This is a genomic window from Streptomyces sp. NPDC046900, assembly GCF_040644975.1.
GTDB lineage: Bacteria > Actinomycetota > Actinomycetes > Streptomycetales > Streptomycetaceae > Streptomyces.
Window position 1 is genome coordinate 92,427 of sequence record NZ_JBEYXD010000025.1, and the last position, 15,341, is coordinate 107,767.

Genomic DNA, 15,341 nt, shown 5'->3' on the forward strand with positions numbered 1-15,341 from the left:
TGTCGGAGTGGAGCGACAGGACGTACCCCCCGGTCCGGACGAACACCGCACGACGACCGCCGAACAGGGTCGTTTCTGCGTGGCCCGGTGCACCTGCGGATGGCGGGGACCTGCGCGCAGAGCCCGCAGCCTGGCCAGAACGGACGCCGAGAAGCACGCCAGGGCCTAGACCCGCCAGACCCGGAGCCGCTTCCGCGCCCCTGGCTGCGCAACCCACCCGAGGGGCAGGCATGCTGAAACCCCCTCCGGGCATTTCGGTCGCACCCGGCACAGCCGTCGTAACCATTCCGTGGCATTTCCGCGCGAACTTTTCCGCCGCGAGGCCTCATCTCAGTCCACGGAACTCACGGGAGGCGCAATGCAACGGCGTACGTTCATCGGCGGTGCCACCGCCACGGTCGCGGCGGCGGTCACCACCGCGTGCAGCAGCGGCGGCACCGGCGGCACATCGTCCGCCACCGGCACGACCGTGCGTGCGACCACGACGACCGCGATGCCGGCCTCGGCCACGACCACGACCGGCACGCACGCCGCCGCCGACTGGAACGCCCTGGCCAAGGACTTGGACGGCCTTCTGGTCCGGCCCGGCGACCGCGCCTGGGCCACGGCCCAGCAGCTCTACAACACCCGCTTCGACTCCCTGAAGCCCGCGGCGGTCGCCTACGTGGCGCACGCCGACGACATCCGCACCGTGATGTCGTACGCCCACGCCCAGGGCGTCAAGGTCGCGATACGCAATGGCGGCCACTCCTACGCCGGTTGGTCCTCCGGGGACAACCGTCTGATCATCGACGTGGGCAAGCTGAACACGATACGGGCGAGCGCCGGCGAGGCGGTCGTCGGCGCCGGTTCCAAGCTCATCGACGTCTACCGCGCGCTGACCGCGAAAGGCGTGACCATCCCCGCCGGATCGTGCCCCACCGTCGGCGTCTCGGGTCTCACCCTCGGCGGCGGCCACGGTGTGGTCTCCCGGGCCTACGGGCTGACCTGCGACAGCCTCACCCAGGCGACCCTGATCACCGCGGACGGCAAGCAGCTCGTCGCGAACGCCACCGAGAACAAGGGCCTCTTCTGGGCCCTGCGCGGCGCGGGCAACGGCAACTTCGGCGTCGTCACCGAACTGCGGTTCAGGACACATCCGGCACCTCAGGCCGTATCGGCCTATATGACCTGGCCCTGGTCCAAGGCGGCCGCCGTCCTCAAGGCCTGGCAGGAGTGGGGCCCGAACCAGCCCGACGAGATCTGGTCCTCCTGCCACCTCGAGAACGGCGGCACACCGACCGTCTCCGTCGCCGCGTTCTCGATCGGCACCTACGGCGAACTCCAGAACGCGGTCGACCGCCTGGCCGCGCAGGTGGGCTCCCCGGCCCGCAGCGTCTCGCTCAAGCGGCATTCCTACGAGGGCGCGATGGAGGCGTACGCGGGCTGCTCGTCCTTCCCGACCGCCGCCCAGTGCCATCTGCCGGGCTCGACACCTGGCCGCTCCGCGCAGGGCGCCCTCGGCCGCGAGACCTACGCCGCCCGCTCGGACTTCTTCGACCGCTCGATCCCGGCCGCCGGCATCCAGACGCTCCTGAACCAGGTCGCGCAGGCGCGGGGCGGCGCGGGCAGCATCGCGTTCACCGCGCTCGGCGGCGCGGTCAACCGCGTCTCGCCGACGGCCACGGCCTTCGTGCACCGCCGCTCGCGCATGCTGGCGCAGTACATCGCGAGCTGGCCCGCGGGAACCGCCGGTTCCACGGCGCAGTCCTGGCTGACGTCCGCGCACACGTCCATGGGTCCCTACGCGTCCGGGGCCGCCTACCAGAACTACACGGACCCGACCCTGACGAACTGGCGGAAGGCCTACTACGGGGACGCGGCGGCCCGACTGGCGCAGCTCAAGCACCAGTACGACCCGAACGGCTTCTTCACCTTCGCGCAGTCGCTGTAGCGGCGCCCGCACGCGGGGGCGGCACACACGCATCGCCCCTGCGGCCGCACGACGACCGGGCCGACGGCTACGCGGCCAGGTCCCGTTCCTCCGCCGCCTGGTCGGCGCGGGCGTCGGGGAGCACGGTCTCCGCGGGCCGTGCCCCGCGGGGGCGGACCAGCCGTCCGGCGCGCGGCGAGCCCTCGACCGCCCTGACGAGCGGCGTGAGCAGGACCGTGGCAAGCGGTGAGAGCAGCAGGGCCACGGCGGTGCCGAGAGCGAAGCCTCCGATGACGTCCGTCGGGTACTGCACGCCCAGGTAGACCCTGCAGAAACCTTCCAGGAGCGCCAGGCCGAGGCCGATGAAGCCGAACTTCCGGTGGGCGACGAAGAGTCCGACCGCCAAGGCCATCGTGAGGGTGGCGTGGTCGCTGACGAAGGAGTAGCCGGTCGTGCCGGAGGCGAGGACGTCGAGTCCCTGGTGGTCGGCGAACGGACGGGGACGTTCCACGAAGCCCCGGATCGGCACGTTCACCAGCACGGCGAGCGCGGCGGCCAGCGGGGCCCAGACGAGCGCGGCCATGGCACCGGACACGTCCACGCCGCCCCGCCGGCGCAGGCTCCACCAGCACCACAGGACCAGCAGGACCATGCCGAGCAGCAGGCCGTACTCGCCGACGAACTCCATGACGCGGGCGAACCAGTGCGGCGAGTCCTTGGCCAGGCCATTGATGTCGTAGAGCAGATCGACGTCGGGGTTCGACCCCGATTCGGCGAGTGCAGCCATCGTGCGCGGCCCCTTCGTCCTCTGTCGCGTCCGCGGACGCGCCCGTGCGCGCCGCTCGTCCACCACCCCCGTGGTCGTAGATCCGCTCCACGCCGAGCCGGCTGCCGTACGTCGACGCTCTACGTCAGAAGGAACGCACAGTCCTCTTCGCCACGTTCCGCATTCCACCGAATGATCACGCAGACGTTATCGAAGAGAGACACGTCTTCCCAGCTCAGGGGGTGCGCATAACGAAGGGTTCCGGCCAGCGCGCGCCCTTTCGCGCGCCGTTCACGCCCCGGTTCACACCGTCGTGGGCAGCGCTTTCGCGCCATCTTCGGTGACACGCGTCGCCCCGAAGTAGTCCGAGGTGTCGATGGGGTCGAAGCGGATCACAGCACCTGTCCTGGGCGCATCGATCATGTAGCCCCCGCCCACGTAGATCCCGACGTGGTGGATGGCACGGGAATTGGTCGGATCGTGCGAGAAGAACACCAGGTCGCCCGGGAGCAGTTCGTCCCTTTTCGGGTGCGGCCCGGCGTTGTACTGGTCGTTGGCGACACGCGGCAGACCGATGCCCACGCTCGCGTAGGCGGCCTTGGTCAGCCCCGAGCAGTCGAAGCGCCCGCCCTGGTCGGCGGTGCCGTTGCCACCCCACAGATAGGGGGTCCCGAGCTTCTTCTGGGCGTAGTAGATGGCGCCGGCCGCCTGCCTCGACGGATCGAGCCGCCGGACGGGCGCGGCGAAACTCTTCGCCAGCGTCGTGATGGTCTTCACATAGTTCTGGGTCTCCCGATACGGCGGCACACCCCCGTACTTGATGACCGCGTACGCCCCCGCGTTGTAGGCGGCGAGCATGTTCTCCGTCGGGTTCCCGGGCGCGTCCTTCACATAGGAGGCAAGCTTGCAGTCGTACGAGGCGGCCGACGGGATCGCGTCGCGCGGGTCCCAGACGTCGGCCACGCCGTCGCCGTTGCCGTCGATGCCGTGAACGGCCCAGGTGCCCGGGATGAACTGCGCTATCCCCTCCGCTTTCGCGGGGCTCTTGGCGTTCGGGTTGAAGCCGCTCTCCTGGTAGAGCTGGGCGGCCAGCAGCGCCGGGTTGATCGCACCGCACAGGTTGCCCCACCTCTGCACGAGGGACGCGTACGCGGCGGGCACGGCGTTCTTGGCGAGCCCGACCGACCCCGCACCGATGCCGTTGGCCAGGTTCCCCGCGATCGTGTAGACCCCGATGACGAGCAGCATGACGAGACTGAGCGCGGCACCGACGGCAACGGTCGCCCAGATCCAGGCCCTACGCACCGTCAACCGCCCCTCGCCGCACCGGAGTCCGCCGAGGGTCAGTGTAGGGGCGTCAGAGGGCGCCGGACCCGAAAAGTCCTGGTCCGGCCACTTGGGCGTACAGGATCGGCCAATGTGGTGTGCAGTACCGCCGGTAGGACCTCAACGGCCTTGGATGCGACGCGTATCGATGGGCGTGGGACGCGGGCCGCAGCGGATAGGGCCCCAACCGCCGTGCGTACGACGCGGACCGCTGTGCGTGGGACGCGAGCTGACACGGCTAGGGCCGGCCGTGCGTACGAGGCGGACCGTGAGGCACCCGCCCCCGGTCGTCGCGCCTTTGCCGCGCCGCTAGTCGCCCGAGGCGGTCGCGTAGAGATCCGCGGCCTCGTCCCCCAGCACCACGCTGTAGGAGACGTCCGCGGTGGAGCCCCCCTGCTCGTGGCCGCCGAGGACGCCCACGACCTCGCCGTCGCCGTTCACCCAGGGGCTGCCGCTCGTGCCGCTGGTGAACTTGGGGCAGTCGATGCGCTGTTGCGTACTGCTGTGGACGGTCGGCCTGTTGATGCAGGCGATCGGGGTGTCCTGGGAGTCGGGGTAACCGGTGACGGTGACGGCGGTGGCACCCGTCTCCCGCCCCGTGACGAACCTGTTGGCCCCCACGAGATCCTCGACGTCGACGCCGTCGATCGGCCTCAGCGTCGCGAAGGCGATGTCGCTGTCCTCGTCCTCGTCACCGCTCCAGGCGTCGTCGACGTAGGTCCTGTCCACCTGCCACACCCCGTACGGCGCCTTGCCGTCCTGGTAGCCGGGCGCGAACCACATCGTGCTGCTGCTCAGGCAGTGTGCGGCGGTGACGATCAGATCGTGCTCTTCGCTGTGCACCACGGAAGCCGTACACAAGTGGTCGCCCGCCAGCGCCCCACTCGTGCTGAACAGCGCGCCGACCTTGGCGGTGGCCCTGCTGGGCGCCGCCTCCGTGGTCACGCCCAGGGGCCCCGGACCGCCGTCGGCGGCCGACACGGACGATGTCGCGACGGCCAGCAGCACGACAGCGCCGAGGAACGCGTGCCGGCGGTTGCCAGGGGGGCGTGTGATGCGGTTCATCACGGTCATACTGTGACCCGGCAAGGTGAGAAAAATCCTGTGAGCATTCTGAATTTTCTCTGTGAGGTTCCATTGCCGCAGGTCAGCCGGGTCGTCCGAGCCACGGCGACCTCCTCCCATCGGACGCATTTCCGCTTTGCAGGCAGCCGTACCCCCGTGAGTCGACGCACACACGTACGACTCCACGGCCTGCCGGGGCACCAAAAGGACGTCCATGCGGGCGTCCCCACGGGGCGCCTCCTGGAACGGAGAGCGGAGGGGAAGAGTACTAGCTGCCCGTGTACGCCGCGGTCGTCCGGTCCGCAGCCGCCCTCGCCGACTCCTCCGGCTCGCCCGCCGCCACGTTCGCCTCGCCCCACGCCTCGCTGATCGCGGTCACGAAGCGGCGGCCTTCGTCCGACGTCAGCCACGCCATGCTCTCGGCAGGGTCCACGGAGGCCCCGGAGGCCAGATGACGGGACAGGCCCATCAGACCCAGGTCCCAGCCCACACCCACCGCGCCCGGGCCGAACTCCGCCCACCGCTCGTCGTCCACATGTGCGATGTGCTCGAGTACGAATTGCGTCCCGCCCTCCTCCAGCGATGTCAACCGCAGTTCGATCCAGCTCACCTCACCCCCGTACTCCCAGGTCGCGAGGAAACTCCGGGGCGGATCGCACTGCTCGATGGTGCCGCTCGCGTTGCCCTGGAGCTGGAAATGGCCGCCGACCCGAAGGTCTCCTGAGACCGGCAGGAACCAGCGCGGAATGCGCTCGGCGTTCGTGCACGCGTCCCAGACATCCTCCAGCGACGAGTCGTAGGTCCGCGAGACCGTCACCACCCGCGCCTCGCCGGCCTTGAACTCCCGCCGGCCCACCTGCCGTCCCACCGCATTGACCTCATGCGTGACGTCGATGCCGTCAGCCATCACCCTCTCCTTCCCGGCGCGCCAGACGGCGCTCCCGCTTCCCTCGTGCCAGTTCCGTCTCCAGCGCGTCCAGCCGTGGGGCCCAGAACCGCCGGAATCGACCGATCCACTCATCTACGTCCCGCAGCGGCTCCGAGTTGACGGCGTACAACCGTCGCGTCCCCTCCGGCCGCACCGTGGCGAAGCCGTTCTCGCGCAGCACCTTCAGATGCTGGGAGACACCGGGCTGCGATATCCCGAACTCCGCCGTGATGACGTCGCAGACGGCCCCGGACGCCATCTCTCCGTCCGCCAGCAGTTCGAGGATCCTGCGACGGACGGGGTCTCCGAGCACATCGAATGCGTGCATGGCGGCAATGTATCAGCACCTACTTATATAAACGAGGACTGAAACAATCGCACGGCCCTCGCGCTCTTCGCACACATATATCCGGCAATGCGAGGCAAAGGGGAGCACTTTGTGCAGCACGCCCACCAACTGGCGGTTCCGCCCGAGAGTTGGCGGACCTCACATGGACGGCATCCCCGGCGAACGGGCCACGATCGCCTTCTTGACCCAAATCCCTTGAGCCGCCGGCGCATTCAGTCAAGCGCCGCCCAGTGCGGCGCAATCGAGCAGCCATGGACACGCAAGGCGCAACCCTGATTCGGTAAGGCGGAAGTCAGGATCCCCGAAGCCCCTTGTTGTCGCGTACTCAACAAGCCATCGTCGCAGACGGGCCACGACGGCCCGACCGGCTGGGGGCCCCGGGAGACGCGGCCTTCACGGGCTGACCTCCGGGCGGGGAAGCCGGCAGCGGGGACACGTGGGGATCCTGTCCGCCGGCGCGCAATGAACGGGCCGCGGCACCCAGCCGCGGCCCGTTTCGCGGTTCAGGGATAGCCTTCCGCTCGTATGGGTGACACTCATACGGAACGGCCCGGGCAGCCGGGCCACGCCGCGGGCCGCCCCAGGGCCCTCGCGGCACAAGAAGAGTCAACGACGGACCACATCACAGGTTCCGCTTGGGACCTCGTTGCCCCGCGTGACCTGCCATGATACACAGAGTGACCAAACCCTCTTTCAACCAGCGTCCCACGCTCCCGCGACCGTCCCACGTGGGCCGGAAGCAAGGGACGCGTACGAAACCCGCCAATCAATGACGCCAAGTCGACATACGACAGGCCCATTGTCGGCGAGAATGACCCTGACCTCTGCGACGGTGACAGAGGGCACGGAACTACCCGCTAGGGGCGGTGACTTACATGCATCTCGCGGCCGCAAAAGGCGACATCAACACGATCATCGGCGGTATCGCCCCAGACTGGGGTCCGTTCGGCAGCCTGGGCAACGAGGCTCGTGTCATGGTCGAGGTGGTGATGGCCGTCGCCATCCTCCTCTGCCTGGCGATCGCGATCTGGGGCGCCGCCAAACAGCGCATCGGCGCGACGGCCCTGCGCGACACGTTCAGCGCCGAACAAGGCAAGGGCCTCATCATCGCGGGCCTGACCGGAGTCTTCATCATCGGCTCGCTCGGCACGCTTTTCACGATCGTGTACGGCATGGCCGTCTAGGCCCGGCCCCGGACCGCCATGCCCCTGGCGCGCCGTCAGTCCCCGCCGGATGCGCCCGCTTCCCATCCTCCGACCCATCCGTCCGTCGCGCCCACCGGCTGAGGTTGCGTTTCCCTGATGTCGAGTCACCACACCGCGCCCGCGCGGGAGCCAGCACGGCTACCGTCGTACTTCTACGTATTCCGACACGAGGTGCGAACCGGCTATGAGGTCGAGGGGGCGTGCACAGCGTGAGTCTCGGTGACGGTGCCCCCGGCGGGGGCGACGAAGAGTACGGCGGTGTCGGGCAGACCCGAACACGCCTGCCCGATCGGGGCGGTGACGTATACGGAGGGGCACGGCGTGGCCGGTCGTCATCCAGAAGCCTGGTCACCGTCGTCGGGGTGGTCGTCCTCCTGATCGCGGCGATCGCCTTCGCGAACCGCGGCGGGGACTCGGCCTCGGGCGGCACCAGCAACAAGCCCGGCCAGGCCTCCACGGCCGCATCCGGCACCCGCCCGGTCCAGTCGAAGCCGGACGGAATCCCATCGGGCTTCGCCCACGACGAGCAGGGGGCACAGTCGGCTGCGGCGAACTATGCCGTGGCGTTGGGGTCGGACGGCATGTTCAACACCGCCAAGCGGCACCAAATCGTTCAGACGCTGGCCGACTCCGGTGCGCTGAGCCGGCTGCAGAACGGTTTCGACGCCGATTACTCGACAGAGCTTCTCAAGAAGATCGGCCTCAACAACGACGGCAGCGCTCCCGCCGGTACCACGTTCGTCAACCGCACCTTGCCCGTCGGAACGAATGTGATGTCTTACAGCGCCGACGCGGCGACCGTCCAGGTCTGGTGCAACGGCCTCTTCGGACTCACGGGCGAAAGCTCCACCAACCCCGTGACCAGCAGCTGGTTCACCGTGACGGTGAGGCTGAACTGGGCCCGGGGCGACTGGAAAGTCACGGAGACGAGCCAGAAGACCGGCCCGACTCCCGTCAACGGAGACAACCCCGTCTCCGGGTCCGATGAAATCAGCAAGGCGGTTGAGGAGTACGGAGGGTTCACGTATGCCCGCTAGCCCGCACCGCGCGCTCAAGCTCACCGGCGTCATGGCCTCCCTACAGACGGCGGTCGTACTGCTGGCCTCGCACGCCTACGCGGCTCCCAGCCCAACGCCCAAGCCCTCGAGCGACCCTTGCTCGCTGATCGCAGGCCCAGCCAAGAAATACTGCGAAAAAGGCAACTCCTCCCCCTCAAAAGGACTTGACTCCAACCCCCTCACCGACACCCTCGACCCCCTCTCCTCCCTCGCCAAGGGCTGTGCCGACGCTGCCTCCTGGACCGTCGACAAGCTCAGTGAGGCCGTGAAGCAGACCGCGAGTGTCGACTTCACCAACCAGGCGTTCCTGCACCAGTACGAAATCGTCTTCGCGGCGTCGACCATCCTCACCCTCCTGCTGTGGCTGCTGGCCGTGGCCAAGAGGGCGGTGCGGGGTGTCCCGCTCACCACGGCCCTGTCCGAAGCGGTCGGCTTCCTCTGGCTCACCGTGCTGGCCTCGGCCTTCACGCCCCTCGTCCTCTACACCGTCGTCTCGGCGACCGACAGCGTCAGTGACGTCCTCGCCAAGTCCACGGGGGACCAGACCAGCACGTTCTTCGGGGCGTTCTCCGGCGCGCTGAGCAAGGGGACGGACATCGGCGGCGGCCCCATCATGCTGATCCTGGTGTCGTTCGTGTCGATCCTCGCGGCCGGCGTCCTCTACCTGGAACTCTTCCTGCGGGCCGTCCTGCTGTACGTCGGCGCCCTCCTCGGTGTCGTCGTCTACTCGGGCCTCGTCGACAAGAACCTCTGGAGTCATGTCCGCCGCTGGGCGGGCATCATGATCGCGGTGATCCTGGTCAAGCCGGTCATCGTCATCGTGCTCGGCCTCGCCGGCGCCCTGGCCACGGACAACGGACCCGACTCCCTCGCGGCCGTCGTCTCCGGGCTCGCCATCATCCTGCTCGCCATCTTCGCCAGTGCGATGATCTACCGGTTCGTACCCGGCTTCGGCGACGAGATCGTCGCCTCCCGCAACAACCGCATCATGCAGGGCGCCGAAAGCAAGGCCGCCGCCGTCATCAGCTCTCCGGCGACCCTCGTCGCCCAGGGCATCAAGACCCACAGCACACGCGCCGACAGCAACGGCGGCGGCGGTGGCGGAAGTGCCAGACCGCCCCGCCCCGCCAACCCCCTCAGCGGCGGTGTGGCCGCGCACAGCACTCGTACCCCGGGCAACGGATCCGTCCCCACCCCCGCGCCCGCTCCGCGTACCAGTCCGGCGGACACTCCGCACGCAAGCAGCACCCGCAACAGCAGTACCAACCGCACGGGAGGTGAAGGGCGTTGACGACCGAGTCCCACCTGTCCCATCCGATCACGCCCCGCCGGACATATCTGATCGGCCGCGCCCGGCCGAACGCGATCATCGGCCGGAACCGCGAGTCCGGCGAGATCCTGCTGATCATCGGGGGCGCGTTCGTCGGCATGATGTGCGGGCTCCTCGTCCCCCTCCTCGCCCTGCGGATCGTCCTGTTGATGGGCTTCCCGCTGCTCGCGCTGGCCGCCGTGTACATCCCGTACAAGCACCGCACGTTCTACAAGTGGTTCGAGATCAACCGCAGTTACAAGCGGACCCTGCGGCAGGGGACGGTCTACCGGAGCGGCGTGATGGAGGCCGGCACCCGTTTCGACGGGCGCGAGGTCGAGATCGGGCCGCCCCCGGGCATCGGCCGGATCAGCTGGCTCGCCGCCCCCTTCGGGCCCGACGAGATCGCCGTACTGCTGCACGCCGACCGGCGTACCGTGACCGCCGCCATCGAGATCGAGGGCCCCGGCGTAGGCCTGCGCGACAGCGAGGACCAGGAGGCCCTCGTCGACCGCTTCGGCACGCTTCTGAAGCATGTCGCGAACGGCGACGGCTTCGTCACCCGGCTCCAGATGCTCGCCCGCACCCTGCCCGCCGACCCGGACGCCCACGCCAAGGACGTCACCCAGCGCGGCGACGACCGCTCCCCGACCTGGCTGCGGCAGTCGTACGACCAGCTGCAGTCCATGGTGTCGACCAGCAGCGAGCAGCACCGCGCCTACCTCGTCGCCTGTATGCACTACACCCGCGAACTCGCCGCCGAGGCCCAGGCCATGGCGCGCGCCGCACGGCCGCAGGGAGGCAAGAGGGTCGACCGGGACGCCGGCCTCGCGGTCGTCATGGCACGCGAGCTCACCGACATCTGCTCACGGCTCCAAGAGGCCGACATCCGGGTACGGCAGCCGCTGGGCCAGGGGCGGCTCGCTTCCCTCATCCACTCCATGTACGACCCCGACCACCCCATCGACCACATCCAGGCGATGACGAGGCGCAACGCCTGGCCCGCCGAGCTCGACGCCATGGAGCCCACCTACCTCCAGGCGAAGACCCGTGAGTCGTCGACGCGTGCACCCTGGTGCCATGCCACCGCATGGGTCAAGGAGTGGCCGATGACCCCGGTCGGCGTGAACTTCCTCGCGCCCCTGCTCGTCCACACCCCGGACGTCATCCGCACGGTCGCCGTCACCATGGACCTCGAACCCACCGAGGTCGCCATCGAGCGCATGCTGACCGAGAAGACGAACGACGAAGCCGAGGCCAGCCGCGCCGCCAAGATGAACCGCACCGTCGACCCCCGGGACATCGCCGCCCACTCCCGCCTCGACCAGCGCGGCGAGGACCTGGCGAGCGGCGCGGCGGGCGTCAACCTGGTCGGCTACATCACCGTCTCCTCGCGTTCTCCGGAGGCCCTCGCCCGCGACAAACGGACCATCCGGGCCTCGGCCGGCAAGTCGTACCTGAAACTGGAGTGGTGCGACCGCGAGCACCACCGTGCCTTCGTCAACACGCTCCCCTTCGCCACCGGCATTCGGAGGTAAGGACCTGATGCGGGATCCGCTGTCCGTCCTGACCGACGCCTTCACGTCCTTCCTGTTCGGCAAGGTGGAGACGACCCGGCTGCCCGTCCGCACCTCCACAGGGCAGGCCCAGGCCGTCTACCTTCCGACGGCCGCACCCGGCCTCGGCGACTCCGGCGTGATCATCGGCCGCGAGGTGTACTCCGGCAAGGGGTACATCTACGACCCCTTCCAGCTGTACGGCCAGCAGCTCCCGGCGCCGCACTGGCTCGTCCTCGGCGAGTCCGGCAACGGCAAGTCGGCGCTGGAGAAGACGTACGTCCTGCGCCAGCTGCGCTTTCGCGACCGGCAGGTCGTGGTCCTCGACGCCCAGGGCGAGGACGGGGTCGGCGAGTGGAACCTCATCGCCGAGGAGCTGGGCATAACCCCCATCCGGCTCGATCCGACGGCGGCCCTCGACCACGGCATCCGGCTCAACCCGCTCGACCCGGCCATCACGACGACGGGCCAGCTCGCCCTGCTCCGCACGATCATCGAGGTCGCCATGGGGCACGGCCTGGACGAGCGGTCCGGCTTCGCCCTGAAGGTCGCGCACGCCTACGTCAACGAGACCATCGTCGAGCGGCAGCCCGTGCTCACGGACATCGTGGAGCAGTTGCGGCACCCGGAACCGGAGTCGGCCGAGGCGATGAACGTCGCCCTGGACGACGTACGCGCCTGGGGCCTTGACGTGGCCCTGGTCCTGGACCGTCTGGTCGACGGTGACCTGCGGGGCATGTTCGACGGACCGACGACGGTCGGTATCGACCTGGACGCACCGCTGATCGTGTTCGATTTGTCCCACATCGACCGCAACTCGATCGCGATGCCGATCCTGATGGCGATCGTGGGCGTCTGGCTGGAGCACACCTGGATCCGTCCCGACCGGAAGAAGCGCATCTTCCTGGTCGAGGAGGCCTGGCACATCATCAACAGCCCGTTCGTCGCTCAGCTGTTCCAGCGGCTGCTGAAGTTCGGCCGACGGCTCGGTCTGTCCTTCGTGGCGGTCGTCCACCACCTCAGCGACGTGGTGGACGGAGCGGCGGCGAAGGAGGCGGCCGCGATCCTGAAGATGGCGTCGACCAGGACGATCTACGCCCAGAAGGCCGACGAGGCGCGTGCGACAGGACGTGTCCTGGGTCTGCCACGCTGGGCCGTGGAGATCATCCCGACCCTGACGCCGGGCATCGCGGTCTGGGACGTCAACGGCAATGTGCAGGTGGTCAAACACCTGGTCACGGAGATGGAGCGGCCGCTCGTCTTCACCGACCGCGCGATGACGGAATCGTCCAGCGACCGCGCTGCCGACGACGCCCTGCACGCCGCGGAGCTGGAGGCGGAGGAGCGTGCGGCGGCGTTCGTGGAACAGCGGCTGAACGACCTGGACGGCTCGTCCGAGTCCACGGTGGCGTAGACATGGGATCCCTATGAGACCAGGCAAGGAGCAGCGGGAGCAGCACGACGGCCAGGGAGGCGTCCCCGACGGCCTGTTGGTGGGCGTACTGGCCTTTCTGCTCGGTGTGACGCTGATGGTGTGGACGGCCACGGGCCTCGCGGGCTGGTTCTCGCGGGGTGCCTGGCCGGACGGCGTCGGGTTCACCCGTACGCCGGTGGCGATGCGACATCTGATCGCGGAGCCCCACGACATCACGGGGGCGTGGCCGGACGCCCCGGGGGACCAGCTCTCCGGGTACGGGCTGTTCTGGGGCCTGTTCATAGGCGAACTGATGGTGCTGTTCGTGGTCACCGTGTTCGTGATCGGCACCGTGGCCCGGTGGAAGGCGGTGAGGGCGCGCCGCAGAACCGCCACCTCTCTGGCCCATGGCCAAGCCACGGCCACCGCCGGTACGCCTGCCTGGGACGCCGTCGCCGCGCCCGCCGGCCCCGTCACGACCCCCGTTCCCACCCCACGCCCCGCGGCGGCGGGGCACGGTGCGGCGGATCCGGAGCCGGCGCAGCAGGAGGTACCTCTCGCGGTCGCCTTGGAACAGGTGGCCGCCGCCCAGCAGGCCGCAGCGAGCACGGTGCAGACCGGACCCGGCCACGGCGGGCCCGAAACCGGTCTCGAACAGCCCGGGAACGGCCTTGGACCGACGACCGGCTCCGCCACAGCGCGTTCCGCAGCCTGGACGTCCGTCTCCGTCGTCCTCGGCGATCCCGGCACCCGCCACCCCGTCGCCGCCCAGGCCGTGCTCGACGCCGAGGGGCCCGCGGTCGTCATCACGTCCGCTGCCGCCCTGTGGGCCGACACCAAGGACGCCCGCGCCAAGCTCGGACCCGTCCTCCTCTACGACCCCTCCCACCTGTGCGACACCCCGGCCCGGCTCCACTGGTCCCCGTCGTCCGACTGCGAGGACAAGGCGGTCGCGGCGGCCCGCGCAGCCGCGCTGCTCGCCCCGGTCCGCCCGACGGCCCGTATCGACCAGGCGGTCGCCGATGTCGCGGAAACGCTCCTGCGGAGCTATCTGCACGCCGCCGCCGTCGAGGGCCGCACGATCCGGCACCTCCACCGCTGGGCCCAGGGAACTCAGGTCCAGGAGGCGGTACGGGCCCTGCGCACCAACCCGAAGGCGTCGTCCGGCGCCGCGGGCGAGCTGGAGGCCGCGCTCACCTCGCACCCCGAACGCAGGGACGTGGCACAGGAACTGACGGCACGCGCCCTCTCCTGCCTCTCCACGGTCAATATCCGCGAGGCATGCACATCCAACCGAAATGACGCCCTCGCCTTGGATTCCTTCGCCAACGAAGGGGGCACGCTTTATGTGGTGGGTGAATCCATCGAGGATCCCCGCCAGCACCCCGGTGCCATGCCCTTGCTGACGGCACTCGCCTCCAGCGTGGTCGAGCGCGGCCGGCGCATGGCCGAACGGTCATCCTCCGGTCGCCTCGACCCACCACTCACCCTCGTCCTGGACGACGTGGCGGCCGTGGCTCCGCTCCCGCAGCTCCCGGAGCTCCTCTCCACCGGAGCGGACCGCGGATTGCCGACGCTGGCTCTGCTCCGCTCCCGCGAGCAGGCCCGCGCACGCTGGCCGCAGTACGAACTCCCGACGCAGGCGCGCTAGGACCGCTCCATCACCATCTCGAGCTCCGAGTCGCCGGAGTCCTCCGACAGCGGCACGGTGACCCCGCTCGGCATGAATCCCACCTTGCGGTAGAAGCCCCTGGCCCGCTCGTTGTCCTCGTGCACGATGAGCCGTACCCGCTCCGCACCGTGCGCCCAGGCCCACTCAAGTCCGGCGTCGAACAGCGCCTTCGTCAGGCCGGTCCCACGGTGCTCGGGACGTACGAACACGCCGACGAGATGGCCCTGCCTCCGTTCCACCGGCAACCCTGCCCAGTCCGTCGTGCCGGCCTCTTCCATGAGTACGGTCACGCTGCCGGCCCACGTTCCGTCCGAGGTCTCGGCGACGATCTGCTGCACATCCTCCGCCCCTTCGGCCCCGCTGACCGTCCGCTCCTGCCAGAAGGAGTCCGGCTTGGCGACGGCGGCCTCGTAGGTCTCCAGGAAGGCGAGGTGAGCGACCGGGTCTTGGAGTGCGGCGAGACGCAGCTCCTTCACGGCGGGCCACTCTTCGGGGCGTATGGACCGGATCACGGGATGCATACGGCAACGGTAACGGCCGGCCGCGAGAGGGGCTGCCCATTTTTTGTGGGGCCGCAGCCGAGCGCCATCACTCGATTCAGCCCGCGACGGCCTGACCCCGCGGGAGCTTGGCCGCAAACGCGAAAGAGCCCCAACTCGCGGGTAATACCCGGAGTTGAGGCTCTTTCTGAAGATTTGTTCGGCGGCGTCCTACTCTCCCACAGGGTCCCCCCTGCAGTACCATCGGCGCTGTAAGGCTTAGCTTCCGGGTTCGAAATGTA

At 69.3% G+C, this 15,341-nt stretch carries 13 protein-coding genes and 1 rRNA gene; 7 read left to right on the plus strand and 7 right to left on the minus strand.

Annotated elements, in window-relative coordinates; all coding sequences use genetic code 11:
* The first annotated feature begins 358 nt into the window (after window positions 1-358).
* On the plus strand, window positions 359-1,933 hold the full coding sequence (locus ABZ904_RS24245; RefSeq protein ID WP_359403563.1) for an FAD-binding oxidoreductase: 1,575 nt from the start codon (window positions 359-361) through the stop codon (window positions 1,931-1,933).
* A gap of 67 nt (window positions 1,934-2,000) precedes the next feature.
* On the opposite strand, the gene ABZ904_RS24250 is transcribed toward ABZ904_RS24245, so the two are convergent.
* From ABZ904_RS24250 to ABZ904_RS24270, 5 genes are all read right to left on the minus strand, one after another.
* Window positions 2,001-2,699 (minus strand): phosphatase PAP2 family protein, encoded by a 699-nt coding sequence (locus ABZ904_RS24250; RefSeq protein ID WP_359403566.1) that lies wholly within the window; start codon window positions 2,697-2,699, stop codon window positions 2,001-2,003.
* A gap of 282 nt (window positions 2,700-2,981) precedes the next feature.
* The gene (locus ABZ904_RS24255; protein WP_359403569.1) at window positions 2,982-3,989 is read right to left on the minus strand and encodes a bifunctional lytic transglycosylase/C40 family peptidase; all 1,008 of its coding nucleotides are present in this window, start codon (window positions 3,987-3,989) and stop codon (window positions 2,982-2,984) included.
* A gap of 324 nt (window positions 3,990-4,313) precedes the next feature.
* Window positions 4,314-5,069 (minus strand): trypsin-like peptidase domain-containing protein, encoded by a 756-nt coding sequence (locus tag ABZ904_RS24260; protein ID WP_360993147.1) that lies wholly within the window; start codon window positions 5,067-5,069, stop codon window positions 4,314-4,316.
* 268 nt (window positions 5,070-5,337) lie between these two features.
* The gene (locus tag ABZ904_RS24265) at window positions 5,338-5,976 is read right to left on the minus strand and encodes an SRPBCC family protein (protein WP_359403575.1); all 639 of its coding nucleotides are present in this window, start codon (window positions 5,974-5,976) and stop codon (window positions 5,338-5,340) included.
* On the minus strand, window positions 5,969-6,325 hold the full coding sequence (locus ABZ904_RS24270; RefSeq protein ID WP_359403578.1) for a metalloregulator ArsR/SmtB family transcription factor: 357 nt from the start codon (window positions 6,323-6,325) through the stop codon (window positions 5,969-5,971). Before ABZ904_RS24270 ends, ABZ904_RS24265 begins: the two co-directional genes overlap by 8 nt.
* Window positions 6,326-7,221: 896 nt before the next feature.
* Here ABZ904_RS24270 and ABZ904_RS24275 point away from each other — a divergent pair.
* The 6 genes from ABZ904_RS24275 (at window position 7,222) to ABZ904_RS24300 (ending at window position 14,539) form a co-directional block, all read left to right on the plus strand.
* Complete coding sequence (locus ABZ904_RS24275; protein WP_043441655.1) at window positions 7,222-7,530, plus strand: hypothetical protein; 309 nt, start codon at window positions 7,222-7,224, stop codon at window positions 7,528-7,530.
* A 230-nt stretch (window positions 7,531-7,760) separates the two neighbouring features.
* Entirely contained in the window at window positions 7,761-8,588 is an 828-nt protein-coding gene (locus ABZ904_RS24280; protein WP_359403583.1) for a hypothetical protein, read from the plus strand.
* Window positions 8,578-9,900 (plus strand): hypothetical protein, encoded by a 1,323-nt coding sequence (locus ABZ904_RS24285; protein ID WP_360993155.1) that lies wholly within the window; start codon window positions 8,578-8,580, stop codon window positions 9,898-9,900. Before ABZ904_RS24280 ends, ABZ904_RS24285 begins: the two co-directional genes overlap by 11 nt.
* The gene (locus ABZ904_RS24290; RefSeq protein ID WP_360993158.1) at window positions 9,897-11,456 is read left to right on the plus strand and encodes an SCO6880 family protein; all 1,560 of its coding nucleotides are present in this window, start codon (window positions 9,897-9,899) and stop codon (window positions 11,454-11,456) included. The genes ABZ904_RS24285 and ABZ904_RS24290 overlap by 4 nt, the downstream gene beginning before the upstream one ends.
* A gap of 7 nt (window positions 11,457-11,463) precedes the next feature.
* Window positions 11,464-12,888: an ATP-binding protein gene (locus ABZ904_RS24295; RefSeq protein ID WP_359403592.1), complete on the plus strand. Its 1,425-nt coding sequence runs from the start codon at window positions 11,464-11,466 to the stop codon at window positions 12,886-12,888.
* 13 nt (window positions 12,889-12,901) lie between these two features.
* Window positions 12,902-14,539: a type VI secretion protein gene (locus tag ABZ904_RS24300; protein WP_360993161.1), complete on the plus strand. Its 1,638-nt coding sequence runs from the start codon at window positions 12,902-12,904 to the stop codon at window positions 14,537-14,539.
* Here the strand turns inward: ABZ904_RS24300 and ABZ904_RS24305 are convergent.
* Together ABZ904_RS24305 and rrf are read right to left on the minus strand one after the other, a co-directional pair.
* Complete coding sequence (locus tag ABZ904_RS24305; protein WP_359403598.1) at window positions 14,536-15,081, minus strand: GNAT family N-acetyltransferase; 546 nt, start codon at window positions 15,079-15,081, stop codon at window positions 14,536-14,538. The two genes, ABZ904_RS24300 and ABZ904_RS24305, sit on opposite strands and share 4 nt — an antisense overlap.
* Before the next feature lie 176 nt (window positions 15,082-15,257).
* Window positions 15,258-15,341 (minus strand): 5S ribosomal RNA (gene rrf, locus ABZ904_RS24310); the annotation flags it as partial.